The sequence below is a fragment of the Streptomyces incarnatus genome, from assembly GCF_001027185.1.
GTDB lineage: Bacteria > Actinomycetota > Actinomycetes > Streptomycetales > Streptomycetaceae > Streptomyces > Streptomyces puniciscabiei.
Genome location: NZ_CP011497.1, coordinates 5,801,711 through 5,826,946, shown reverse-complemented (window position 1 = coordinate 5,826,946; position 25,236 = coordinate 5,801,711). Strand labels below are relative to the sequence as shown.

The window sequence follows — 25,236 nt, the reverse complement described above, 5'->3', positions numbered from 1 at the left end:
ATGGCTTCCCCTCGGGAGAGTGCGAGCCCGGATGCGGGGATCCGGGCTCTGGATGTCGACAAGACCTAGCGTTTGGTGAAGTGCTGACTGGGAGAGCAGTTGTCCGGACGGAGACTTCCCCGGTCGCGACAGGCGCGCATGTACGCGTCGATGGTGTAGCGCTCAGCACCATCCCAGTCGGAGTGGTGCATCCACACCGACTGCTTCTGCTTGCCGTCGTACCGGACCCAGTCGTGGCCCTCAACACGGACCTGCATGTAGACGTTGTGGCCGTCACCGCCATCCGTGTCGCGGAGCCTGCCGGCCCACTCGAAGGCACCGTGGTTCACTCCCGCAGGGTTGAACCTGTACCGGCCGTCCACGAACCCGACACCGTCCGACCGCAGCGCAGGAATCGCCGAGGACCAAGCCGCAGCCGCCGTCCCCCCAGCCGTGAGGATCAGACCGGCCGCCGCCAAGCCCGCCAACGCTTTCTTCATCTTGGTACCTCCGTCATCGCCGGTGGCTCCGTCAGCCACCATGCGATCACGGACTGTAACGCTATGAAAACGCAAAGAAACGATCTGCCCTCCTCATCACCACCACATCAGGTGATCGACAACCAGACAGCGGCCGAAAGCCGACGCTCCTCCACGGGGAAACACGACACTGACGTGCGAGCCCGTTCCGGAAACGCCGGAGAGGCGGCACCCCCCGCACAGGGGTGCCGCCTCTCCTCTTTCGTGCGCCGGAGCCGTCGCCGATCGGTGAGGGTCGGGGACCGGCGGCGGCTCCGGGGTTCAACCAGCCCGGAAGGGCCTAGCGGTGGTCGCTGCCCGCCGACTGGGTTGCCGCGCGGCCTGCCTCGAGGCGGGCCACCGGGATGCGGAAGGGGGAGCAGGAGACGTAGTCCAGGCCGACCTCGTGGAAGAAGTGGACGGACTCGGGGTCACCGCCGTGCTCGCCGCAGACGCCGAGCTTGAGGTCGGGGCGGGTGCGCCGGCCCGCCTCCGCCGCCGACTTCACCAGGGAGCCGACGCCGTCCTTGTCGATCGTCTCGAACGGGCTCACGCCGAAGATGCCCTTCTCCAGGTACGCCGTGAAGAAGGAGGCCTCGACGTCGTCGCGGCTGAAGCCCCACACCGTCTGCGTCAGGTCGTTCGTGCCGAAGGAGAAGAACTCGGCCGCCTCGGCGATCTGGCCCGCCGTCAGCGCCGCCCGCGGGAGCTCGATCATCGTGCCGATCGCCAGCTTCAGCGCCGTACCCGTCGCCGCCTCGACCTCCGCGATGACCTTGTCCGCCTCCTCGCGGACGATCTCCAGCTCCTGCACCGTGCCGACGAGCGGGATCATGATCTCCGCGCGCGGGTCGCCCTTCGCCGACTTGCGGGACGCGGCCGCCTCGGCGATCGCGCGGACCTGCATGGTGAACAGGCCGGGGATGACCAGGCCGAGGCGTACGCCGCGCAGGCCCAGCATCGGGTTCTGCTCGTGCAGGCGGTGCACCGCCTGCAGCAGGCGCAGCTCGTTCTCGTGCGGCTCCTGGCGGGACTCCGCCAGGGCCACGCGGACCGAGAGTTCCGTGATGTCGGGGAGGAACTCGTGCAGCGGCGGGTCCAGGAGACGGATCGTCACCGGGAGGCCGTCCATCGCCTCGAAGAGCTCTACGAAGTCCTTCTTCTGGAGGGGGAGGAGCTCGGCCAGCGCGGCCTCGCGCTCACTCTCCGTGTCCGCCAGGATCAGCTTCTCGACCATCTCGCGGCGCTCACCGAGGAACATGTGCTCCGTGCGGCACAGGCCGATGCCCTGGGCGCCGAAGCGGCGGGCGCGCAGCGCGTCCTCGGCGTTGTCGGCGTTGGCGCGGACCCGCAGGCGGCGCTTGCGGTCGGCGAAGGCCATCATGCGGTGGACCGCCTCGACCAGCTCGTCCGCGTCGTCCGCGCCCGGGTGCATCCGGCCCTCGAAGTACTCCACCACCGGGGAGGGGACCACGGGGACTTCGCCCAGGTAGACCTTGCCCGTGGAGCCGTCGATGGAGATCAGGTCGCCTTCCTCGACGACGTGGCCGCCGGGGACCGTCATACGGCGGCGCTTGGTGTCGACCTCCAGCTCCTCCGCGCCGCAGACACAGGTCTTGCCCATGCCCCGGGCGACCACGGCCGCGTGGGACGTCTTGCCCCCGCGCGAGGTCAGGATGCCCTCCGCCGCGATCATGCCGTCCAGGTCGTCGGGGTTCGTCTCACGGCGGACCAGGATCACCTTCTCGCCCGAGCGGGACCACTTGACGGCCGTGTAGGAGTCGAAGACCGCCCTGCCCACCGCGGCGCCCGGAGACGCGGCGATGCCGCGCGCGACCTTCTCGACCTTCGCGTGCTCGTCGAAGCGCGGGAACATCAGCTGGGCCAGCTGGGCACCGGTGACGCGCTGGAGCGCCTCGGTCTCGTCGATCAGGCCCTGGTCGACCAGCTGGGTGGCGATGCGGAAGGCGGCGCCGGCGGTGCGCTTGCCCACGCGGGTCTGGAGCATCCACAGCTGACCGCGCTCGATCGTGAACTCGATGTCGCACAGGTCCTTGTAGTGGTTCTCCAGCGTCTCCATGATCTGCATGAGCTGGTCGTACGACTTCTTGTCGATCGACTCCAGCTCCGCCAGCGGGACGGTGTTGCGGATGCCCGCCACCACGTCCTCGCCCTGGGCGTTCTGCAGGTAGTCGCCGTAGACGCCCTGGTGGCCGGAGGCGGGGTCACGGGTGAAGGCGACGCCCGTGCCGGAGTCGGGGCCCAGGTTGCCGAAGACCATCGAGCAGACGTTGACGGCCGTACCGAGGTCGTGCGGGATGCGCTCCTGGCGGCGGTACAGCTTGGCGCGGTCGCCGTTCCACGAGTCGAAGACCGCCTTGATGGCGAGGTCCATCTGCTCGCGCGGGTCCTGCGGGAAGTCCCGGCCGGCCTCCTTCTTGACGATCTTCTTGAAGGTGGTGACCAGCTTCTTCAGGTCGGCGGCCTCGAGGTCGGTGTCGACCGTGACGTTCTTGGCCTCCTTGGCCTTGTCGAGGGCCTCCTCGAAGAGCTCGCCGTCGACGCCGAGGACGGTCTTGCCGAACATCTGGATCAGGCGGCGGTAGGAGTCCCAGGCGAAGCGGTCGTCGCCGGCCTGCTTGGCCAGGCCCTGCACCGACTTGTCGGAGAGGCCGATGTTCAGGACCGTGTCCATCATGCCGGGCATGGAGAACTTCGCGCCCGAGCGGACCGAGACCAGCAGGGGGTTGTCGGGCTGGCCGAGCTTCTTGCCCATGCGGGACTCGAGGGCGTCGAGGTGCGCACTCACCTCGTCACGCAGTGCCGCGGGCTCCTCACCGCTCTCCAGGTAGACCTTGCAGGCCTCGGTGGTGATGGTGAAGCCGGGAGGCACCGGCAGACCGAGGTTGGTCATCTCGGCGAGGTTGGCGCCCTTGCCGCCGAGGAGGTCCTTGAGGTCCTTGTTGCCCTCGGTGAAGTCGTAAACGAACTTCACTACGTGGGGTTCTTTGTTTTCCGACACGGGTCTCGACTCCTTGAGGCCACGGTGGCTGCCCTGACGGCGAGGAACATACCCAGATCGAAGGCGCATGGGTACGTCCACTTGCGCGTCATGAGCCCGTAACCAGTCGTCCGCCAGCGGATCGAAAGTCAAGGCTTGGCAAGCCAGCACCACCAGATGCCTTCACTTCTTGAACGCAAGCACCCTCCAACCCGCGGTTTTTCGCTCAGATGAGCGGCCATCCCGCACGTCTGATTTCGATCGGTGAACGATCAAGGGGTGGCACCCAGTGCCACCCCTTGGAGAAGTGCAGTCGCCCATGATCCGCTCATCTGAGCGCAACCCTTATCAAGGGTGGCGAGAATCACGCTGCCACAGCCCGCCGGATTTCACCATGCGGACCGCTTCCCGGTACCCGGAAACACCCACGTCACACGCCCGGAACGGCCGCGTCGGACCCGCTCACCAGCCCAGTCGGAGCCCGCTCACCAGCGAGGTCGGACCCGGTCACCGGCCATGTCAGACGCCCAGCGCCCGCAGCCGCTCCTCGGCCCGCTCCGGCGCGTAGAGGTGTTCCACGACCAGCGCCCCCGCTCCGATGAGCGCGGCCCGCTCCCCCAGCCGGGAGGTCACGACGTCGAGGTGGGCCGTGGAGCGCGGCAGCGCCCGCTGGTAGAGGAGTTCCCGGACGCCGGTGAGGAAGGGGGTCCCGGCCAGGTCGCCCGCGATCATCAGCACCCCGGGGTTCAGCAGGGTCACCACCGTCGCCAGCACGTCACCGACCCGCCGCCCGGCCTCCCGGGCCAGCGCGGCCGCCTGCGGATGCCCGGCGGCCAGCAGATCCCGTACGTCCGCGCCGGAGGCGGCCGGCACCCCGCTCTCGGCCAGCCGCCGGGCCACGGCGCCGCCGCTCGCCACGGCGGCGAGGCAGCCGTGCGAACCGCAGCGGCACAGCGCGTCCGCGCCGACCCGGATGTGCCCGATGTCCCCGGCCCCGCCGTCGATCCCCCGGTAGACCGAGCCGTCCACGATCACCCCGGCGCCGATGCCCGTGGACACCTTGACCAGCACGAAGGCCGCGCAGTCGGGGTGCCCGGCGCGCTGCTCGCCGTACGCCATGAGGTTGGCGTCGTTGTCGACCAGCACGGGGACGGCCGCGGCGCCCGTGTGCTCGGTGAAGGCGCGGGAGAGACGGCCCGTTATGTCGTAGCCGTCCCAGCCCGGCATCATCGGCGGTTGGACCACGCGGCCGGTCCCGGTGTCCACCGGGCCGGGCACGGCGAGCCCGATGCCGCAGACCTCCGCCGCCGGCCGCCCGGCCTTCTCCAGCAACTCGCCGAACCAGCGGCCCAGTTCGGGCAGTACGGCCTCCGGGCCGTCCCCGATCACGAGCGTCCCCGAGTCCTCGGCGAGGATCTCGCCGGTCAGCGTCAGGACGGCCGCGCGGGCGTGCCGGGTGTCCAGGTCGGCGGCGAGGACGACGGCGTGCGAGTCGGCGAACTCCAGCGTGATGGAGGGGCGGCCGCCGAGCGGCGAGTCGACCGGGCCGCCGGCGCCCTCGCGCAGCCAGCCGGCCCGGAAGAGGCGGTCCAGGCGCTGGCCGACGGTCGCGCGGGACAGTCCGGTCGCCTGCTGGAGCGCACCACGTGTCACCGCCCGCCCGCTGCGGACCAGTTCGAGCAGTTCTCCGGCGCCGGCCGGGCTGCCGGCCTTCCCGATTCTTCCCGGACGTTCGGTCATGCGCACCCCCTTGTGTTTCTCAAGCCTGCATTACATATTGAGTTTTGCGTGTTAAATAGACGTAACTCTACGACGGTCAACACCAAACCCGGTCGGCCCGGCCGGGCGTCTTCGTCTTCGGGGAGCCCCGAGTGGATCGCAGCAGCACGCAGCTCACCGTCCGTCCCGCGGCGCCCGTGCCCTACGGGACCGCGTGCGATCCCCCGTCCTCGGACACGTCCCTGCGGGTGAGAGCGGCCCGGGTGCTCGACGCGAACTGGACGGGCGGCTCGACGGTCCCCTCCCGCAGCCTGTATCCGCACCAGTGGTCCTGGGACTCGGCGTTCATCGCGATCGGCCTGAGGCACGTCTCGCCGCTGCGGGCCCAGACCGAGCTGGAGACCCTGCTGGCCGCCCAGTGGGCCGACGGGCGCGTCCCGCACATCGTGTTCAACCCCTCCGTACCGCTCGACGCCTACTTCCCCAGCCCCGACTTCTGGCGCTCCGCCACCGCCGGCCGCACCGCGGGCGCCCCGCGCACCGTACAGACCTCGGGGATCGTGCAGCCACCGGTGCACGCGCTCGCGGCCTGGCTGGTGCACCGCGCCGACCCCGGGCTGTCGCGCGCCCGCGGCTTCCTGGCCCGGATGTACCCGCGGCTGGCCGCCTGGCACCGCTATCTGCTGCACCGCCGGGACCTGGGCGGCGCCGGGCTGGTGTCCGTCGTCCACCCCTGGGAGCAGGGCATGGACAACAGCCCCTGCTGGGACGCCCCGCTCGCCCGGATCACCCCGGCCCCGGCCCGCTCCTTCCGCCGCGCCGACCTCGACCACGGGGCACCCGAGGACCGGCCGACGGATCTGGACTACGGACGGTACGTGCGGCTGGCCGCCGACTACCGGGATGCCGGGTACGCCGACGAGGAGGGCGAGTTCGCGGTCGAGGACCCGGCGTTCAACGCCCTGCTCATCGCCTCCGAACACGCGCTGGCCCGGATCGCCGGGGAACTGGGCGCGGCCGGCACCGCACGGCACGCACGCGCCGAGCGGCTGACCCAGGCGCTGGTGGACCGGCTGTGGGACCCGGCGTACGGGATGTTCCTGTGCCGGGACCTGCACGCCGGCGGAGCGACCCACGAGCGGGGCGGATCCGTGGCACCCCACGGTGTCGCCGACGCGCTCCATGCACAGGGCGCCGTCAACCCGGCCCACGGGCAAGGCGCCACCACCCCGCCCCACGGGCAAGGCGCCACCACCCCGCCCCACGGGCAGGGCGCCGCCGACCTGGCACACGGGCGGGGCCCCTCCGACCCGGACCACCCCCAGGGCGCCTCCATCCCACCCCACCACCAGGGCCCCTCCGGGCTGATCCCGGAGCGGAGTGTGTCCGGGCTGGTGCCGCTCATGCTGCCCGGGCTGCCGCGCGAGGTGGCCGCCGCGCTGGTGCGCACGCTGGGCGGGCCGCACTTCGGGCTCGGGGAGCGCACCCGGCTCGTGCCCAGCTACGACCTCCTCGGCGAGGCCTTCGACCCGCACCGGTACTGGCGCGGCCCGGCCTGGTTCAACACGAGCTGGCTGCTGGAGCGGGGCCTGCGGGTGCACGGCGAGCGGGAGCGGGCCGACGCGCTGCGCGCGGCCGTGCTGGAGCTCGCCGAGGCCACGGACTTCGCCGAGTACGTCGACCCGTACACCGGCGAGGCCTGCGGCGCGACCGGCTTCGGCTGGACCGCCGCACTCGCCCTCGACCTCCACCACGAGCTGCACAAAGAGCTTCCCAAGCCCCCCGGACACACCGTGTCCCGCACCGGCGGCGGCACGTTCGACAGGAGTGACGAAGGAGGGGACCGGCGATGACGGACCGGCACCATCTGCTCGTGCACGGGGCGACGTTCGCCGCCGTGGGCGACCGGGGCGACATCAGCGGGGTCCGGGGCAGCGGCTCCCCGGACGGGTTGTTCGTACGGGACGCCCGGCACCTCAGCCGCTGGCAGCTCACCGTCGACGGCGCCGTGCCCGAGGTGCTCACCCCGGTCACCGACGGTGACGCGGCCCGCTGCGTGCTCGTCCCGCGCGGCGGCCGGCAGGAGCCCCCGGCGCACACCCTCTTCCGGCAGCAGGCCGTCGGCGACAGCTCGTTCGCCGAATCGCTCCGGGTGACCAGCAACCGCCCGGTGCCGACCACCGTCCGGCTCGCCATCACCGCCGACGCCGACTTCACCGACCAGTTCGAACTCCGCTCCGACCACCGCACCTACGCCAAGCCCGGCGCCCTGCGCTCCCGCGAGGTCCTCGACGACGGCATCGAGTTCACCTACCGGCGCGCCGAGTGGCAGTCCCGTACGACCATCACCGCCGACCCGGCCCCCGACGCCGTGGAGGAGACCGGCACGGGTGCCCGTCGGCTGGTGTGGACCCTCGACCTGGCGCCGCACGGCACGACCGAGCTGGTGCTCCGGGTGGTGGCCCGCCCGCACGGCGAGAAGCGCGCCCTGCGGGTGCCCCGCGACCCGGCGTCGGTGCACGCCCAACTCCGCACCACCGAGGGCGAGTTCATGGAAGGCGTGGCCTTCCCCACCGGCTGGCCGGAACTGGCGGCGGCCTGCGCGCGGGGCCTCGCCGACCTGGCCGCGCTCCAGGTGCCGGCCCGCGGGCCCGACGGCGAGGAACTGCGCGTCCCGGCCGGCGGCGCCCCCTGGTTCCTCGCCCTCCTCGCCCGGGACGCCCTGCTCACCTCCCTGTTCGCGCTGCCGTACCGCCCGGAACTGGCCGCCGCCACGCTTCCCGCGCTCGCCGCGACCCAGGCGACCGGCGGCGACCCGTCCCCGCTCGCTCAGCCCGGCAAGATCGTGCACGAGGTACGGCACGGCGAGCTGGCGCACTTCGGCCAGGTGCCGTTCGGGCGGTACTACGGCTCGGTCGACGCGACCCCGCTGTTCCTCATCCTGCTCGGCGCGTACGTCGAAGGCACCGGGGACACCGGCCCGGCGCGGCGCCTGGAGCCGCACGCGCGTGCCGCCGTCGGCTGGATGCTGGACCACGGCGGGCTGACCTCGCGCGGCTACCTCGTCTACCGCGCCGACGAGGGCGGCCTCGCCAACCAGAACTGGAAGGACTCCCCCGGCGCGATCTGCTGCGCCGACGGCACCCGGCCCACCGGCGCGGTGATGGCGGCGGGCGCGCAGGGCTACGCCTACGACGCGCTGCGCCGCACGGCGGGGCTGGCGCGGACGGTGTGGGGCGACGAGACGTACGGCGCCCTGCTGGAGCAGGCCGCCGCCGACCTCCGGGACCGGTTCCAGCGGGACTTCTGGATGCACGAGCAGTCCTTCCCGGCGCTCGCGCTGGACGGCGAGGGCCGCCAGATCGACGCGCTGGCCTCCGACGCCGGGCATCTGCTGTGGTCCGGGCTGCTGGACAAGGAGTACGGCGAGGTGGTGGGCCGGCGGCTGCTGGAGCCGGACTTCTTCTCCGGGTGGGGCGTGCGGACGCTGGCCGCGGGGCAGGCGGCGTACCACCCCCTGTCGTACCACCGGGGTTCCGTGTGGCCGCACGACAACGCGCTGATCACCCTGGGGCTCGCCCGGTACGGGCTGCATGACGAGGCCCGGGCGGTGGCGCGTTCGCTGATCGACGCGGCGACGGTGGCGGGGTGCCGGCTGCCGGAGGTCCTGGCCGGGTACGGGCGGGACACGCATCCGGAGCCGGTTCCCTATCCGCACGCGTGTGTGCGGGAGGCGCGGTCCGCTGCCGCACCGCTCGCGCTGTTGACGGCGGTGGGCGGGGTTTAAGGGGCTGTATTTGCCCGGTGTTTGCTCAGCGCCCTGAACAGGAGCCGGTGGTTGGCCGTACGGGACTGCGGATCGGGTCTCGTAGGGAAGGACGCTGGGTGTCCCAGGACATGAGCACGCGCGAATCAGCCGTAGCGGAAGCCGAAGAGGCCGAGCCGGAACAGTCCGCCACCCCCCTGTCCGGCCCGCGCCGCCCCTTCCCGCGCCCCTGGACCGCGTGCAGGGCATGGGTGCGGCGCCGGCGGGAGGCGCATCCGACCGCCGCCCAAGCCCTGTCCGTCACCGTGACCGTGCTCGCCGCCGCCCTGGTCATCGCGGCGCTGGTGATGCCGAACTCCGTCGTCCGGCTGGAGCCCGAGCAGTTCGTGCGGATTCCGGCGGAGGCCGTGATCGGCGCGGCCGTGATGATCGCGCTGCCGCGCCGGCCGCGCGTGGTGCTGGCGGCCGTGTCCGGGGTCGCGCTGGGCGCGATGACCGTGCTGAACGCCCTCGACATGGGCTTCAAGCAGTATCTGGGCCGTGGTTTCAACGTCGTTCTCGACTGGAGCCTGTTCGGCGACGCGGAGTCGTACCTGGAGGACTCGCTCGGCCGTACCAAGACCCTGGTCGCCGTGGCCGGTGTGATCACCGCCGTCCTGCTCCTGTTCGTGCTGCTGGCCCTGTCCGTGGTCCGGTTGAGCAATCTGCTCGCCCGGCACACCGCCGTCGCGACCCGGGGCACGCTGGTCGCCGGGGTCGTCTGGATCACCTGCTCCTCCCTCGGCCTCCAGCTGTCCGGCGTGCCGCTCGCCTCCGACAGCACCGCCGGCGCGCTGAAGACCCAGGCCCACCTGGTCTCGGCCACGCTCAAGGACGAGGCGGAGTTCGAGAAGGTCGCGAAGGTCGACGCGTTCGGGAACACCCCGGGCAGCCAGCTGGTCCCGGACCTGCGCGGCAAGGACATGATCTTCACGTTCATCGAGAGCTACGGCCGCAGCGCGATCGAGGACCCGCTCATGGCGCCCGGTGTGGACGCGACGCTCGACGCCCGCACCAAGGCGCTGGCCAAGGCCGGTTTCCACGCCAGGAGCGGCTGGCTGACCTCGGCGACCTACGGCGGCAGCAGCTGGCTCGGTCACTCCACCACCATGTCGGGCCTGTGGATCAGCAACCAGCAGCGCTACCGCACGGTGATGGCCAGCGACCACCTCAGCCTGACCGAGGCGTTCAGGAAGACCGGCGCGTTCGACACGGTCGGGGTGATGCCGGGCGTGGTGAAGGCGTGGCCGGAGCAGAAGTGGTACGGCCTCGACAAGGTCTACAACGCCTTCGGACTCGGCTACAAGGGCCCGAAGTTCAGCTGGTCGACCATGCCCGACCAGTACACCCTGCAGCAGTACCAGGACCGGGTGCACAGCAAGAAGCCCGCCGACGGCAAGTCACGGATGTCCTTCCTCATCCTGACCTCCAGCCACCAGCCCTGGGCGCCGATCCCGAAGATGGTGCCCTGGAACCAGCTGGGCGACGGCTCGATCTTCAACGGCATCGAGAAGGCCGGCAACCCGTCCTCCTACACCCTCACCGACGACACCCACTCCAAGGTGGAGTACGGCAAGTCGGTGCAGTACTCGGTGACGGCGCTGACCGAGTGGCTGGAGCGCTACGGCAACGAGAACACCGTGCTGGTCTTCCTCGGCGACCACCAGCCGAACGCCCACGCCAGCGGCAACCACGCCAGCCGTGACGTGCCGATCTCGATCGTCGCCAAGGACCCGAAGCTCCTCGACAAGATCGCGAGCTGGAACTGGACCGACGGGCTGCGGCCGGCCCACAACGCCCCGGTGTGGAAGATGAGCGCGTTCCGCGACCGCTTCCTGACGGCGTTCGGCTCGACACCGCACCCGAAGAAGGGCTGATCAGCCGCCGGAGGTGTCCAGCTCCGCGTCCTCGCTGATCCCCGCGCAGTCGTACGGGTCCTTCAGCCAGCCGTCCGGCAGCACCACCCGGTTGTTGCCGGACGTACGGCCGCGCGGCCCGTCGGCGCCGGCCGGCCACGGCTGGTCGAGGTCCAGCTCGTCCAGCCCGGCCCGGAGTTCTTCCAGCGAGGACGTGATCGCGAGCCGCTTCCGCATCTCGGAGCCGACCGCGAAGCCCTTCAGGTACCAGGCGACGTGCTTGCGGAAGTCGACGACGCCCTTGGACTCGTCGCCGATCCACTCCCCGAGCAGGGTGGCGTGCCGGACCATGACGCCGGCGACCTCCCGCAGCGTCGGCCGCGCGAAGGAGGTACGCCCCTCGAACGCGGCGACCAGGTCCGCGAACAGCCACGGCCGCCCCAGGCACCCGCGGCCGACCACGACCCCGTCGCAGCCGGTCTCCCGCACCATCCGCAGCGCGTCCTCGGCGGACCAGATGTCGCCGTTGCCGAGCACCGGGATCTCCGGGACGTGCTCCTTCAGCCGGGCGATGGCGTCCCAGTCGGCGGTGCCGCCGTAGTGCTGGGCGGCGGTGCGGCCGTGCAGGGCGATCGCCGTGACGCCCTCCTCGACGGCGATGCGGCCGGCGTCGAGGTAGGTGATGTGGTCGTCGTCGATGCCCTTGCGCATCTTCATGGTGACCGGGAGGTCCCCGGCGCCGCTCACGGCCTCCTTCAGGATCGCCCGCAGCAGGTTCCGCTTGTACGGCAGGGCCGAGCCGCCGCCCTTGCGGGTCACCTTGGGAACCGGGCAGCCGAAGTTCAGGTCGATGTGGTCGGCCAGGTCCTCCTCCGCGATCATGCGGACGGCCTTGCCGACGGTCGCCGGGTCCACGCCGTACAGCTGGATCGAACGCGGCCGCTCGCTCGCGTCGAACCTGATCAGCTGCATGGTCTTCTCGTTGCGCTCGACCAGCGCCCGGGTCGTGATCATCTCGCTCACGAAGAGCCCCTTGCCCCCGCTGAACTCACGGCACAGCGTGCGGAACGGCGCGTTGGTGATCCCCGCCATGGGTGCGAGCACGACGGGCGGCGTCACGGCGTGCGGGCCGATGGAGAGGGGCTGGGTCATCACAGGGCTCCGGGACGGATCTACGGCACGGGGACACGGGGCAGGCACCCATTGTCCCTCACTCCGCCGGCAGCCCGGCCGCTGATCGTGTAGCACACATCATTTAGGCACGCTATTAGTTAGACGTACTATCGAGTTGGGCGTACGATTGGGTCCATGCCCGAGCTGAGCCACCGTCGCCGTCTCCTCGTGCTCGCGATCTGCTGCATGAGCCTGCTGATCGTGAGCCTGGACAACACCGTGCTGAACGTGGCGCTGCCGTCGATGCAGCGCGATCTGCACGCCACCACGTCCGGCCTGCAGTGGACCATCGACGCCTACACCCTGGTCCTCGCCTCGCTGCTGATGCTCGCCGGCTCGACGGCCGACCGGATCGGCCGCAAGCGGGTCTTCATGGCCGGCCTGGTGGTGTTCTCCATCGGCTCGCTGCTGTGCTCGCTCGCGCCGAACCTGTCCCTGCTGGTGGTGTTCCGGATGGTGCAGGCGGTCGGCGGCTCGATGCTCAACCCGGTCGCCATGTCGATCATCACCAACACCTTCACCGACGCCCGGGAGCGGGCCAGGGCGATCGGCGTCTGGGGCGCGGTCGTCGGCATATCCATGGCGGCAGGCCCGCTGGTCGGCGGACTGCTGGTGCAGTCGGTGAGCTGGCGCTCGATCTTCTGGATCAACCTCCCGGTCGGCCTCGCGGCCCTTCTCCTCACCCTCCGCTTCGTCCCCGAGTCCCGCGCACCCAAGGCCCGCCGCCCCGATCCGGTCGGGCAGCTCCTGGTCATCGCCCTGTTCGGCTCGCTGACGTACGCGATCATCGAGGCACCGGACTCGGGCGCGACCGCGGTGGCCCCCTTCTTCGCCGTCGCCGTCGCGGCCCTCCTCGGCCTCCTGTGGTACGAGCCCCGCCGCACCGAACCCCTGATCGACCTGCGCTTCTTCCGCTCGGCGCCGTTCAGCGGCGCCACGGTGATCGCGGTCAGCGCGTTCGCGGCACTGGGCGGCTTCCTCTTCCTGTCCACGCTCTACCTGCAGAACGTCCGCGGTCTGAACGCCCTGCACGCGGGCCTGTGGATGCTCCCGATGGCCGCGCCGACCTTCCTGTGCGCCCCGCTGTCCGGCCGCCTGGTGGGCAGCCGCGGCCCCCGCCTGCCCCTGCTGATCGCCGGTACGGCGATGACGGCGAGCGGCGCCCTCTTCGCCGCCTTCGAGGCGGAGACGTCGAACGCCACGCTGCTCGTCGGCTACGTCCTGTTCGGCATCGGCTTCGGCTTCGTCAACGCGCCGATCACCAACACGGCCGTCTCCGGCATGCCGCGCGCCCAGGCCGGGGTCGCCGCCGCGGTCGCCTCCACGAGCCGGCAGCTGGGCCAGACGCTCGGCGTCGCCGTGGTGGGCGCGGTCCTGGCCTCCGGTATCGGCTCCTCCCCGATGAAGCAGGCCTTCGTCTCCGCCGCCCGCCCCGGCTGGTGGATCCTCACCGCCTGCGGCCTGGCCGTCCTTCTCCTCGGCCTCCTCACCAGCGGCCACTGGGCCCACCGCACCGCCGAACGCACGGCCGAGAGCCTGGAGTCCGCGGAGATCCGCCAGACGGTGGGAGCCTAGCGCTTCGCTGGGAGGGCCGCGGTGTCCGTCGTTCGAGTGCGGCGCCGTTGTGGCTGGTCGCGCCCGCGCGGCGGAGCCGCATTCCGATACAGCCCCGCGCCCCTTCGGGGTGCAGGAGCGCCTTCGGGGTGCAGGGGGCCGCCTCTTCAGGATGCTGCGGCAGGCTCGGCAACGGCCGCGCGGGCGAGGTCGTACAGCTGCTCCAGGCGTTCGCGGGTCTCCTCGTCGGCCGGGGTGTAGGTGATCATCCGGGCGCCCGGTTCGGGGTCCAGCCACAGGTCGGTGTGGACCAGTCTGAGGTGGCCGACGCGGGCGTTGAGGAACTCCTTGGTCTTCGCGCGGCTGCCGACGACCTCGTAACGCTCCCAGTGCTCGCGGAAGTTGGGGGATTCCGTCTCCAGGCGCTTCAGCAGCATCTTCCAGGCCGGCTCGCCGAGATGGCCGGCCAGGGACGCGCGCAGTCTGGCGGCCATCAGGCGCTGGGTCTCCTCCAGGTGGATGACCGATGACTGCCAGTCCTTGTTCGTGTACACGAGGAGCATGCAGTTCCGGTCCTCCGCCGGTATCGCGTCCAGGTCGCACAGGAGGCGGCCGTAGGTGAGGTTGTAGGCGAGGATGTCGTACCGGCTGTTCTGGATGCACGCCGGGATCGGCTCCAGCCGGCGCAGCAGCTCGCGCTGGGCCGGGCTGACGCCCGAGCAGTTCGCCGCGGGGCTCGGATCGGTGGCGCCGGCCAGCTGGAAGAGGTGGGCGCGTTCGCTGGCGTCCAGCATCAGGGTGCGGGCGAGTGCGTCCAGGACCTGCACGGAGACCTGGATGTCGCGGGCCTGTTCCAGCCAGGTGTACCAGGTGACGCCGACCGCGGAGAGCTGGGCGACCTCCTCCCGGCGCAGTCCCGGCGTACGGCGCCGGGCCCCGCGCGGCAGGCCCACCTGCTCGGGGCTGATGCGCTCGCGGCGGCTGCGCAGGAACGCGGCCAGCTCGTGCCGGCGGATGTCCGAGCCACGGGTCGGCGGCTGCGGGGCGGGCGTCTTGCGGTCCGTGGCCGTGGTGGTCATGGTTCCAGGGTGCCCGCGCCCGCATCCTGTTGCCAGGTAGTTCTTGTACCAGGATCAGGACACTCTGGTACCAGTCTGCGCGGCGGCGCAGGCTCGGGGGCATGAGTGAGACCGTCACCACCCCGGCCGTCCGCGCGACGGCCGCGCCGCCCGCACTCGGCGGGCCCGGGCTGTTCACCGTACTGCTGGCCGCGGCGCTGCCGCTCGTCGATTTCTTCATCGTCAACGTCGCCCTGCCGACCATCGGCACCGACCTCGCCGCGGGCGAGGCCGTGCTGGAGCTGGTGGTGGCCGGGTACGGCGTGGCGTACGCCGTGCTGCTGGTGCTCGGCGGGCGGCTCGGCGACCTGTTCGGGCGCCGCCGGCTGTTCCTCGGCGGCATGGCCGCGTTCGGGCTGACCTCGCTGGCCTGCGGGCTGGCGCCCGACGCCTGGAGCCTGGTCGCGGCGCGGGTCGCGCAGGGCGCCGCGGCCGCCGCGATGCTGCCGCAGGTGCTCGCCACCATCCAGGCCACCACCCGCGGCGCGCGCCGCGCGAAGGCCATGAGCCTGTACGGCGCGACCGCCGGACTGTCCATGGTCGCCGGGCAGATACTCGGCGGGGTGCTCGTCGCCGCCGATGTCGCCGGGACCGGCTGGCGCGCGGTGTTCCTCGTCAACGTGCCCGTGGTCCTGCTGGGGCTGGTCCTCGCCGTGCGGGTCGTGCCCGAGACCCGGTCGCAGCACCCCGAGCCCGTCGACGGGCCCGGCACGGTCCTGCTCGCGGTGTCCCTGCTGACGCTGCTGGCCCCGCTCACCGAGGGCCGGGCCGCGGGCTGGCCGCTGTGGACGTGGCTGTCGCTGGCCGCGTTCCCGTTCGCCGCCGGTGCGTTCTGGACGGTGGAGCGGCGGGCCGACCGGGCGGGGCGGACCCCGCTGGTGCCGCCGAGCCTGCTGGCGCTCGCCTCGCTACGGCGGGGGCTGATCCTGATCCTGCCGTTCTCCGTCGGCTTCAGCGGGTTCATGTTCGTCATCGCGCTGGCGCTGCAGCAGGGCGCCGGTCTCGGTCCGGTCGCGGCCGGGCTCGCGCTCGCGCCGATGGCCGTGGTGTTCCTGTTCACCTCCCTCGCCGGGCCCCGGCTGACGGCCCGTCACGGCACCCGGGTGGTCACCGCCGGCTCGGTGGTCCAGGGCGCGGGCGTGCTGCTGATCGTGCTGGCCGCCTGGCGGGACTGGCCGCACCTGGACTTCGGCTCGCTGCTGCCGGGCGCCGCCGTGGCCGGTGCCGGGCAGGCGCTCCAACTGCCCAACGTCTTCCGGATCGTGATGTCGGAGGTGCCGCCCGCCCGGGCCGGTGTCGGCAGCGGTGTGATGGTCACCACCCAGCAGTCCGCGCTCGCCCTCGGCGTGGCCACGCTCGGCACTCTGTTCCTCACCCTCGTGCCGCGGATGGGCATGCGGGACGCGCTGGTCACGACGCTGCTGGTGCAGTTGGCCGGGGTCGTGCTGACCGGGCTGCTCAGCCTGCGGCTGCCGCGCGAGGTGGGGTGAGGCGGCCGGGGCCGGGCCACGGCTTGGACAACTCCGCGCGAAGCTCCCCCTGTTGATGTTCGTCTTGCTGCACACTCCTGTCCCGGCCGGGGTGTGCCACATCGGGCGAGGAGGCGCGAGACGTCATGGCGCAGGACAACAGCACGAGCAAGGTGAGCCGCTGGGACCAGCACGGCCGGGAGCACGTCGTCCGGGTCCAGCGCACGGGGGTGCAGCGCACGATCAGATGCGACACGTGCGGCTGGCGCAGAGGCGCCCAGTTCCTGCCGTGGCTGAAGGCGGCGGAGCATCTGGCCGAGGCCCATCAGGCGACGGTCGATCCGGCGGCGGCCCGGCAGCCCTCCCGTTGATCGCCGGGGCCCGAAAAGGGCCCGGACACCCCTGCTGACCTGCGCACTTACCTGACCCGATGCTGGTTACAGAGGGTCTCGAGTGGCCGACGGAGCGAAGTCGGGTCAGCCTGGAAGGCGTCCGATCGAGCGATCGACAGGAGATGAACATGAACTCCGAACTCCGCCACCACCGCTACGGCCGCGCGCTCGGCGCCGGCGTCCTCTCCGTGGCGCTGCTCTCCGGCGGTACGACCGGAGCCTTCGCAGCGACCAGCACCCCCACCCCCTCGCCGACCCGCACCGGCATGCCCACGCCCACCCGCACCGGCATGCCGACGCCGACTCACACCGGCATGCCGACCGCCATGCCCTCGGTGACCCGCACCGGCAAGCCGAGCGTGAAACCGTCGCGGACACCGGCCGCGACGGGCTCGATCACCGTCCGGGCCAACCGCAAGGCCGTCAAGGTCGGGAACACCGTGGTGTTCGTCGGCCGCGTCAGAGGCGTCAAGTCCGGCTCCACGCTGGTGCTCCAGCACCTGCACAACGGCAAGTGGACCACGCTCAAGACCACGGCGGTCGTCCACAGGAACGGCACCTACGCGATCAAGCGGACGTTCACCACCAAGGGCACCGAGCAGGTGCGGGTGTCGACCAAGTCCGGCACGCTGCACTCCGCGCCGGTCACCGTGAACGTGAGCTGAGACCGCGTACCAGCAGGTCCACCACGGCCGTGAACTCCTCGTCGACGCCGGGAGTGGTCCACTCCCGGGCGTAACAGGGGTCGTGGAAACGGCCGGTGGCCTGGAAGACGGCTCGAGCCGCTGCGGCCGGATCGGGCACCGCGAAGGTGCCCGACCCGGCCCCGTCCGCGATGATCCGGGTCAACTGCGCGGTCAGGTCGGCGATGTGCTCGCCGACCACCGTGCCGACCTCGTCGGTCAGCACCGTGTAGGTGGCGAAGAGCTCCGGATCGTCGCCCGCCTTGTGCCGCTTGGCCTCGAACAGCGCCGCGAGCCAGGCCCGCAGCCGCTCCTCGGGGGTGCCGTCCGCCACGACGATCCCGGCGAGCCGCTCCGCCGTACGGTCCAGCCACCGCTTGGTGACCGCCTCGCGCAGGGCCGCCTTGGTGCGGAAGTGCCGGTAGACACTGCCGTGGCTGACGCCGAGCGCGCGGGCCACGTCGACCACGGTGGCCTTGGCCGGGCCGTGGCGGCGCAGCACCTCCTCGGTCGCTTCGAGGATGCGCTCGGCGGTCAGGGTCTCGGTGGGCGGTGCCATGCCTAAGACCGTACCCGCAGCCGTGGTCAGCGCTCGCTGTCGAGGTGTGCCATCTGCGCGGTCGGATAGCGGTCGCCGGCCGCCGCGTCCGCCGGGACGGCCTCCTCGATCGCCGCCAGGTCGGCCGCGTCCAGGGTGACGTCCAGCGCGCCGAGCGACTCGCCCAGCCGCTCGCGGGTGCGGGCGCCGACGAGGGGAACGATGTCGTCGCCGCGCGAGAGGACCCAGGCGATGGCGATCTGCGCGACGGTGACGCCCTTCTGCTCGGCGATCTTGCGCAGGGCCTCGACCAGGTTCAGGTTGTGCTGGAGGTTCTCGCCCTGGAAGCGGGGCGAGTGGGCGCGGAAGTCGTTCGCGGCGAGCTGCCGGTCGCGGGTGAAGTGCCCGGAGATCAGCCCGCGCGAGAGCACGCCGTACGCCGTGATCCCGATGCCCAGCTCCCGGACGGTCGGCAGGATCTCCTGCTCGATGCCCCGGCTGATCAGCGAGTACTCGATCTGGAGATCGGCGATCGGGGCGGTGGCGGCGGCCCGGCGGACGGTCTCGGCGCCGACCTCGCTCAGACCGACGTGCCGGACGTAGCCCTTCTCGATCAGTTCGGCGATCGCGCCGACGGTCTCCTCGATCGGCACGTCCGGGTCGAGGCGGGCGATCCGGTAGACGTCGATGTGGTCGACGCCGAGGCGCTGCAGGGAGTAGGCGGCGAAGTTCTTCACGGCGGCGGGGCGGCCGTCGTAGCCGCTCCAGTTGCCGTCCGGGTCGCGCAGGGCGCCGAACTTCACGCTGGTCAGGGCCTGCTCGCGGAGGGCGGCCGGGGCGGTGCGCAGGGCCTCGCCGATCAGCATCTCGTTGTGCCCCATGGCGTAGAAGTCGCCGGTGTCCAGCAGGGTGACGCCCGCGTCCAGGGCGGCGTGGACGGTCGCGATGGACTCCGCGCGGTCGGCGTCGCCGTAGAGGGCGGACATGCCCATGCAGCCGAGGCCGAGGGCGGAGGTTCCAGGGCCGGTGGTTCCGAGGGTTCGGGTGTGTGTCGTCATGGCTCCACTGTCGCATGACGGCTGACAGATTTCAATATCTGTCATTCCATAGATGTCAGTTTGGTCCAGACCTATTGACGAAAGGTCTGGACCACTTCACTGTCATGCCTACGACACACCTCACCGCACCCCCACCGGGAGGCCTCGCATGATCAGACGTCTGCTCGCCACCGCGCTCGGCGCGGCCCTCCTCGTCCCCCTCGGCATCGCCACCGCCCCCACCGCCTCCGCCGCCGACACCTGCGCGGTGAAGTCCCGGCCGGCCGGGAAGGTGCTCCAGGGGTACTGGGAGAACTGGGACGGCTCCGCCAACGGCGTCCACCCGCCCTTCGGCTGGACCCCGATCACCGACTCCCGTATCCCCGCGCACGGTTACAACGTGATCAACGCGGCCTTCCCGGTCATCCGCTCCGACGGCACGGCCCTGTGGGAGGACGGCATGGACACCGGCGTGAAGGTGGCGACGCCCGCGGAGATGTGCGCGGCGAAGGCGTCGGGGCAGACGATCCTGCTCTCCATCGGCGGCGCGGCGGCCGGCATCGACCTGAACTCGGCCGCCGTGGCCGACCGTTTCGTCTCGACGATCGTCCCGATCCTGAAGAAGTACAACTTCGACGGCATCGACATCGACATCGAGACCGGCCTCACGAACAGCGGCAACATCGGCCAATTGTCCACGTCCCAGGCCAACTTGATCCGGATCATCGACGGGATCCTGGCGCGGATGCCGTCGGACTTCGGCCTGACGATGGCCCCCGAGACCGCGTACGTCACCGGTGGCAGCATCACCTACGGCTCCATCTGGGGCGCCTACCTGCCGATCATCAAGAAGTACGCCGACAACGGCCGGCTGTGGTGGCTGAACATGCAGTACTACAACGGCAGCATGTACGGCTGCTCCGGCGACTCCTACGAGGCCGGCACGGTCGCCGGCTTCACCGCCCAGACCGACTGCCTGAACAAGGGCCTGGTGGTCCAGGGCACGACCATCAGGGTGCCCTACGACAAGCAGGTTCCGGGGCTGCCGGCCCAGCCCGGCGCGGGCGGCGGCTACCTGTCCCCGTCCCTGGTCGCCCAGGCCTGGAACCACTACGGCACGTCCCTCAAGGGGCTGATGACCTGGTCGGTCAACTGGGACGGGTCGAAGAACTGGACCTTCGGCGACAACGTCCGGGCGCTGCAGCACCGCTGAGCCGCGGCGGCCGTCAGCCCGCCGGTTCCGTCAGCGCCTCGATCGCCGGCCGCAGCAGGGCGGCGACGCGGTCGGCGGGGGCGTCCCGCAGCGCGGCCAGGCCGAGGAGCTGGTGGCCGATCGTGACGCCCAGCAAGGCGGTGACGATCAGCGCGGCGCGCAGCTCGCGGTCCTCGGCCCCGGGCAGCGCGTCACGGACGCCGCCGATCTGCCGGCCCAGGGTCTCGCGGGCCTGCTCGGCGGCGGCCGGGTCGGTGAGCATGGAGCGCAGCATCGCCAGCGCGCCCTCGGGCAGGCCGCCCAGCCTGAGGCCGAGCGTGGCCAGCAGCTGATCGACGAGCGCGTCGGCGCCGGTGGCCGCCGGCAGCGCGGGAACGGCCTGCACGGCCCGGGTGAACAGCTCGCGCTTGGAGCCGAAGTACTGCATGACCAGCGCCGGGTCGACGCCGGCCGCGCTCGCCACGGCACGGATGGTGGTGCGGTCGAAACCCTTCTCCGCGAACAGCTCCCTGGCCCGATCCAGGATGCGCGCCTCGGTGGCACGGCGGCGGTCGGCGCGGCTCTCGTGAGGGGCGGACATACGTTCACTCTACAACCGTTGACCGAACACGCGGGCGACTCCTGGGCCGACTGGGTCAACAGCTGTTGAGCGAATGGAGCGACCCGTGTACGGGTTCCCGTTCACCTCCCCCGGCTTCCCCCGCGCTTCGAGGGGCGCGAGGCGGTGCGCGCGGGCTACCGGGCGGCCTGGGGCGCCAGCCCCGCCCGGGTGGAGGAGGTCAGAAGGATCGCGACCTACGAGACCACGGAGCCCGGACATGGACGGCGCGGGGTGGCGGCGGCCAGGTCGTGAGGCGAGGGTGCCCACAACGCGGAACGCCCACCCTCCGGCCGACCGGGTCGGGTGGAGGGTGGGCGTAGGCCGGGGGTCCGGAGCCTCCGGAACGGCGAGCTCAGCGGGCGTCAGCAGCCGAGGAGCCGGCCGGCGAGGTAACCCTCGATCTGGTCCAGCGACACGCGTTCCTGCTTCATCGAGTCACGCTCACGCACGGTCACCGCGTTGTCCTCGAGCGTGTCGAAGTCGACGGTCACGCAGTACGGCGTACCGATCTCGTCCTGGCGACGGTAGCGGCGGCCGATGGCACCGGCGTCGTCGAACTCGATGTTCCAGTGCTGGCGCAGCGCCTGGGCGAGACCCTTGGCCTTCGGGGACAGCTCGGCGTTGCGGGACAGCGGCAGGACGGCGGCCTTCACCGGGGCGAGGCGGTGGTCCAGGCGCAGCACCGTCCGCTTCTCCATCTTGCCCTTGGCGTTCGGCGCCTCGTCCTCGACGTAGGCGTCGAGCAGGAAGGCCAGCATGGTCCGGCCGACACCCGCCGCGGGCTCGATGACGTACGGCGTCCAGCGCTCCTGGGCCTCCTGGTCGTAGTAGGCCAGGTCCTGGCCGGAGGCCTTGGAGTGCGACGAGAGGTCGTAGTCGGTGCGGTTGGCGACGCCCTCCAGCTCGCCCCACTCGCTGCCGCCGAACTGGAAGCGGTACTCGATGTCGGCGGTGCGCTTGGAGTAGTGGGAGAGCTTCTCCTTCGGGTGCTCGTACCAGCGCATGTTCTCCTCACGGAGACCCAGGCCGGTGTACCAGTTCCAGCGCTGCTCCATCCAGTACTCGTGCCACTTCTCGTCCTCGCCCGGCTTGACGAAGAACTCCATCTCCATCTGCTCGAACTCGCGGGTGCGGAAGATGAAGTTGCCCGGCGTGATCTCGTTGCGGAACGACTTGCCCATCTGGGCGATGCCGAACGGCGGCTTGCGGCGCGAGGCGGTCTGCACCTGGGCGAAGTTGGTGAAGATGCCCTGGGCGGTCTCAGGACGCAGGTAGGCGATCGAGCCGCTGTCCTGGGTCGGGCCGAGGTGCGTCGACAGCAGACCGGAGAACTGCTTGGGCTCGGTGAACTGGCCCTTGTTGCCGCAGTTCGGGCAGTTGATGTCGGCCAGGCCGTTCGCCGGGGCGTGGCCCTTCTTCTCCTCGTAGGCCTCTTCCAGGTGGTCGGCGCGGAACCGCTTGTGACACGCGGTGCACTCGGTCAGCGGGTCCGTGAAGGTGGCGACGTGGCCGGACGCGACCCAGACCTCGGAGGCCAGGATGACGGACGAGTCGATACCGACCACGTCCTCGCGCGACGTCACCATGTAGCGCCACCACTGGCGCTTGATGTTCTCCTTGAGCTCGACACCCAGCGGTCCGTAGTCCCAGGCGGCACGCTGTCCGCCGTAGATCTCACTGCACGGGAAAACGAAGCCACGGCGCTTGCTCAGGCTGACGATGGTGTCGATCTTGTCGGCGGCCACGGTGCTCTCTTCATTACGACGACGGGCGTTGAAGCGAGATGCTTCCAGCGAATGATTCAGGTTACCGGCGCAGGCTCCCCCCGGACCAAATCGGCCCCCTCCCGAAGTCCGTCTCCCGGGCTCTCACCGGGCCTTTACCGGCGCTTGTTGACAACGGTTTCCATGTTTGTTGAAAATGACTGTCATGAACGTACGACGAGGCCTCATACCCAGCGCCGCCCTCACCGCCGTGACCGCCCTCGGCCTCGGCACCCTCACGGCCTGCTCCGGCGACCGGGCGGAGGCGGCGAACACGGGCAGGTTCGACGTCGTCGCGTCCTTCTACCCCATGGCCTTCCTCGCCGAGCGGATCGGCCAGAACCACGTCCACGTCACCAGTCTCACCTCCCCCGGCCAGGAGCCGCACGACCTGGAGATCAGCCCCAGGCAGATCGCCTCGATCCAGGACTCCGACGCGGTCCTGTACCTGAAGAACCTCCAGCCCTCCGTCGACGACGCCGTGGCCCAGTCCCCGGTCAAGACCAAGATCGACGCGGCCTCCCTGACCACGCTGGAGGAGCACGGCAACGAGGTCGGCGGCCACGCGGCCGCGCACGACACCCACAAGAACGAGGAGTCCTCGGGCAAGGACCCGCACATCTGGCTCGACCCGGTGCGCTACGCCCAGGTCGCCGAGGGCGTCGGCAAGGCCTTCGAGAAGGCCGACCCGAAGCACGCCGCCGACTACCGGAAGAACACCGCGGCCCTGGTCAAGCAGCTCGACGACCTCAACACCCAGTTCAAGAACGGCCTCGCGCACACGAGGACCAAGGTCTTCGTCACCACCCACGCCGCCTTCGGCTACCTCGCCGAGCGCTACGGCCTGACCGAGGAGGCCATCAACGGCCTCGACCCCGAGTCCGAGCCCAGCGCCGCGCGCGTGAAGGACCTGGAGACGATGGCGAAGGCCGACGGCGTCTCCACCGTCTTCTACGAGACGCTCGTCAGCGACAGGACCGCGAAGACCATCGCGAACGACGCCGGGCTGCGGACGGACGTCCTCGACCCGATCGAGGGCATCACCGCCAAGTCCCGCGGCAAGGACTACTTCTCCGTCCAGGAGGCCAACCTCAAGGCGCTCCAGCAGGCGCTGGGCGCGAAATGACAGGGGAACGGATGACCAGCGAGCCCGTCATATCCCTGCGCGGGGTCACCGCCGAACTCGGCGCGCGCCCCGTGCTCCGCGGCATCGACCTCACCGTCGGCCGCGGCGAGGTCGTCGCGCTGCTCGGCGCCAACGGCTCCGGCAAGTCCACGGCGATCCGTACGATCATCGGCCAGGTCCCCGTCAGCGGCGGCGCGATCGAGCTGTTCGGCACCCCGCGCCGCGCCTTCCGCGACTGGGCGCGCGTGGGCTACGTACCGCAGCGGACGACGGCCGCGGGCGGCGTCCCGGCGACGGTCACCGAGATCGTCTCCTCCGGCCGGCTGTCCCGCACCCGCTTCGGCGTCTTCCGCAGGGCCGACCTGGAGGCCGTGCAGCGGGCCCTGGAGCTGGTCGGGATGGCCGACCGCGCCAAGGAATCGGTGAACGCCCTCTCCGGCGGCCAGCACCAGCGCGTCCTGATCGCCCGCGCCCTGGTCGCCGAACCCGAGCTGCTGATCATGGACGAGCCGATGGCGGGTGTCGACCTGGCCAGCCAGGAGGTGCTCGCGCGCACGCTGAAGCAGCAGGTCGACTCCGGTACGACGGTCCTGCTCGTGCTGCACGAACTCGGCCCCCTGGAGCCCCTGATCGACCGGGCGGTCGTCCTGCGCGACGGCTGCGTCCGGCACGACGGCCCGCCTCCGCAGGCCGTCGGCCAGCACGCTCTCCCCGGCCACGACCACGTACACCCGCACGCACCGTCGGGTACCGAACCTCTGCGGACGGGACTGCTGAGCTGATGGACTTCCTGAACTACGCCTTCATGCAGCGGGCGCTGCTCGCCGCCGTCCTGGTCGGCATCACCGCGCCCGCGGTCGGCATCTACCTGGTCCAGCGCCGCCAGGCCCTGATGGGCGACGGCATCGGACACGTGGCGATGACGGGCGTCGGCCTCGGTTTCCTGTTGTCGACGTCCCCCGTGTGGATGGCGACGGCCGTCTCGGTCCTCGGCGCGGTCCTGATGGAGCTGATCCGCTGGTACGGCAGGACCCGCGGCGACATCGCCCTCGCGATGCTCTTCTACGGCGGCATGGCCGGCGGCGTGATGTTCATCAACCTCGCGCCGACCGGCTCCAACGCGAACCTGACGACGTACCTCTTCGGCTCGCTCTCCACGGTCTCGCAGTCGGACGTCGTCTCGATCTGCCTGCTGGCCGCGTTCGTGGTGCTGGTCACGCTCGGCCTGCGCCGCCAGCTGTTCGCGGTCAGCCAGGACGAGGAGTTCGCCCGGGTCACGGGCCTGCCGGTGCGCGCGCTCAACCTCCTGACGGCGGTCACGGCGGCGGTCACGGTCACGGTCGCCATGCGCGTGGTCGGCCTGCTGCTGGTGTCCGCGCTGATGGTCGTACCCGTCGCGGCGGCACAGCAGCTCACCCGCAGCTTCACGGCGACCTTCGTGATCGCGGTCGTGATCGGCGTCGCCGTGACCGTCAGCGGCACGATCACCTCGTACTACCAGGACGTGCCGCCCGGCGCGACGATCGTCCTGCTGACCATCGGCGCGTTCGTCGCGCTGACGGCCCTGGCCACGCCGCTGGCCCGCCGCCGCGCCCGTGCGGCGGCCGCCGCACAGCCCGCCGGTGACCCCGCGGAGTGCTCGATTCCGGCCAGAAGAGAGGCCGGGAGCAAGATCGGCGTCTGACCGCTGA

20 protein-coding genes are annotated in these 25,236 nt (G+C 71.2%); 11 read left to right on the top strand and 9 right to left on the bottom strand.

What is annotated here, in order from left to right:
- Positions 1 to 65 precede the first annotated feature (65 nt).
- The 3 genes from ABB07_RS41030 to ABB07_RS26220 all read right to left on the bottom strand — a co-directional run bounded on the left by ABB07_RS41030 (position 66) and on the right by ABB07_RS26220 (position 5,238).
- Positions 66 to 521 (bottom strand): hypothetical protein, encoded by a 456-nt coding sequence (locus ABB07_RS41030; protein ID WP_244189530.1) that lies wholly within the window; start codon positions 519 to 521, stop codon positions 66 to 68.
- A gap of 277 nt (positions 522 to 798) precedes the next feature.
- Positions 799 to 3,519 carry a pyruvate, phosphate dikinase gene (gene ppdK / locus ABB07_RS26225; RefSeq protein WP_208901002.1) on the bottom strand — a complete coding sequence of 907 codons (2,721 nt, stop codon included), beginning with the start codon at positions 3,517 to 3,519 and terminating at the stop codon, positions 799 to 801.
- Positions 3,520 to 4,017: 498 nt separating this feature from the next.
- Positions 4,018 to 5,238, bottom strand: a complete 1,221-nt coding sequence (locus ABB07_RS26220) for an ROK family protein (protein WP_208901001.1) — start codon at positions 5,236 to 5,238, stop codon at positions 4,018 to 4,020.
- A gap of 131 nt (positions 5,239 to 5,369) precedes the next feature.
- Between ABB07_RS26220 and ABB07_RS26215 the strand changes: the two genes are divergently transcribed.
- The 3 genes from ABB07_RS26215 to ABB07_RS26205 all read left to right on the top strand — a co-directional run bounded on the left by ABB07_RS26215 (position 5,370) and on the right by ABB07_RS26205 (position 10,899).
- Positions 5,370 to 7,070: an MGH1-like glycoside hydrolase domain-containing protein gene (locus ABB07_RS26215; RefSeq protein WP_208901000.1), complete on the top strand. Its 1,701-nt coding sequence runs from the start codon at positions 5,370 to 5,372 to the stop codon at positions 7,068 to 7,070.
- A complete protein-coding gene (locus ABB07_RS26210) occupies positions 7,067 to 9,004 on the top strand; it encodes an amylo-alpha-1,6-glucosidase (RefSeq protein WP_208900999.1) in 1,938 nt (645 codons plus the stop codon). Before ABB07_RS26215 ends, ABB07_RS26210 begins: the two co-directional genes overlap by 4 nt.
- A gap of 110 nt (positions 9,005 to 9,114) precedes the next feature.
- Positions 9,115 to 10,899 (top strand): alkaline phosphatase family protein, encoded by a 1,785-nt coding sequence (locus tag ABB07_RS26205; protein WP_244189529.1) that lies wholly within the window; start codon positions 9,115 to 9,117, stop codon positions 10,897 to 10,899.
- Here ABB07_RS26205 and dusB read toward each other — a convergent pair whose 3' ends face one another.
- Positions 10,900 to 12,030, bottom strand: coding sequence for a tRNA dihydrouridine synthase DusB (gene dusB / locus ABB07_RS26200; protein ID WP_208900998.1), 1,131 nt, complete (start codon positions 12,028 to 12,030; stop codon positions 10,900 to 10,902).
- Between the two features lie 156 nt (positions 12,031 to 12,186).
- On the opposite strand from dusB, the gene ABB07_RS26195 reads away from it, so the two are divergent.
- Complete coding sequence (locus tag ABB07_RS26195; RefSeq protein ID WP_208900997.1) at positions 12,187 to 13,626, top strand: MFS transporter; 1,440 nt, start codon at positions 12,187 to 12,189, stop codon at positions 13,624 to 13,626.
- 146 nt (positions 13,627 to 13,772) lie between these two features.
- Here the strand turns inward: ABB07_RS26195 and ABB07_RS26190 are convergent, their stop codons facing one another.
- Complete coding sequence (locus ABB07_RS26190) at positions 13,773 to 14,684, bottom strand: helix-turn-helix transcriptional regulator (RefSeq protein WP_208900996.1); 912 nt, start codon at positions 14,682 to 14,684, stop codon at positions 13,773 to 13,775.
- 101 nt (positions 14,685 to 14,785) lie between these two features.
- Here ABB07_RS26190 and ABB07_RS26185 point away from each other — a divergent pair, with 101 nt between their 5' ends.
- From ABB07_RS26185 to ABB07_RS26175, 3 genes are all read left to right on the top strand, one after another.
- Entirely contained in the window at positions 14,786 to 16,213 is a 1,428-nt protein-coding gene (locus ABB07_RS26185) for an MFS transporter (protein WP_208900995.1), read from the top strand.
- Positions 16,214 to 16,338: 125 nt separating this feature from the next.
- Entirely contained in the window at positions 16,339 to 16,563 is a 225-nt protein-coding gene (locus ABB07_RS26180) for a hypothetical protein (RefSeq protein ID WP_208900994.1), read from the top strand.
- Positions 16,564 to 16,712: 149 nt separating this feature from the next.
- Positions 16,713 to 17,249, top strand: a complete 537-nt coding sequence (locus ABB07_RS26175; protein WP_208900993.1) for a hypothetical protein — start codon at positions 16,713 to 16,715, stop codon at positions 17,247 to 17,249.
- On the opposite strand, the gene ABB07_RS26170 is transcribed toward ABB07_RS26175, so the two are convergent.
- Positions 17,230 to 17,826 carry a TetR/AcrR family transcriptional regulator gene (locus ABB07_RS26170; protein ID WP_208900992.1) on the bottom strand — a complete coding sequence of 199 codons (597 nt, stop codon included), beginning with the start codon at positions 17,824 to 17,826 and terminating at the stop codon, positions 17,230 to 17,232. The two genes, ABB07_RS26175 and ABB07_RS26170, sit on opposite strands and share 20 nt — an antisense overlap.
- 26 nt (positions 17,827 to 17,852) lie before the next feature.
- On the bottom strand, positions 17,853 to 18,863 hold the full coding sequence (locus tag ABB07_RS26165; protein WP_208900991.1) for an aldo/keto reductase: 1,011 nt from the start codon (positions 18,861 to 18,863) through the stop codon (positions 17,853 to 17,855).
- Positions 18,864 to 19,011: 148 nt separating this feature from the next.
- On the opposite strand from ABB07_RS26165, the gene ABB07_RS26160 reads away from it, so the two are divergent.
- Positions 19,012 to 20,055: a chitinase gene (locus ABB07_RS26160; RefSeq protein ID WP_208900990.1), complete on the top strand. Its 1,044-nt coding sequence runs from the start codon at positions 19,012 to 19,014 to the stop codon at positions 20,053 to 20,055.
- A gap of 13 nt (positions 20,056 to 20,068) precedes the next feature.
- Here the strand turns inward: ABB07_RS26160 and ABB07_RS26155 are convergent, their stop codons facing one another.
- Positions 20,069 to 20,635, bottom strand: a complete 567-nt coding sequence (locus ABB07_RS26155) for a TetR/AcrR family transcriptional regulator (protein ID WP_208900989.1) — start codon at positions 20,633 to 20,635, stop codon at positions 20,069 to 20,071.
- A gap of 383 nt (positions 20,636 to 21,018) precedes the next feature.
- A complete protein-coding gene (locus ABB07_RS26150; protein ID WP_208900988.1) occupies positions 21,019 to 22,401 on the bottom strand; it encodes a glycine--tRNA ligase in 1,383 nt (460 codons plus the stop codon).
- Between the two features lie 184 nt (positions 22,402 to 22,585).
- On the opposite strand from ABB07_RS26150, the gene ABB07_RS26145 reads away from it, so the two are divergent.
- Genes ABB07_RS26145 through ABB07_RS26135 form a run of 3 tightly spaced genes read left to right on the top strand, consistent with a single transcriptional unit; the run spans position 22,586 to position 25,229 of the window.
- On the top strand, positions 22,586 to 23,545 hold the full coding sequence (locus tag ABB07_RS26145) for a metal ABC transporter substrate-binding protein (RefSeq protein WP_208900987.1): 960 nt from the start codon (positions 22,586 to 22,588) through the stop codon (positions 23,543 to 23,545).
- Positions 23,546 to 23,556: 11 nt separating this feature from the next.
- Positions 23,557 to 24,327, top strand: coding sequence for a metal ABC transporter ATP-binding protein (locus ABB07_RS26140; RefSeq protein WP_208900986.1), 771 nt, complete (start codon positions 23,557 to 23,559; stop codon positions 24,325 to 24,327).
- Positions 24,327 to 25,229, top strand: coding sequence for a metal ABC transporter permease (locus tag ABB07_RS26135; RefSeq protein ID WP_208900985.1), 903 nt, complete (start codon positions 24,327 to 24,329; stop codon positions 25,227 to 25,229). Before ABB07_RS26140 ends, ABB07_RS26135 begins: the two co-directional genes overlap by 1 nt.
- Positions 25,230 to 25,236: the final 7 nt, after the last annotated feature.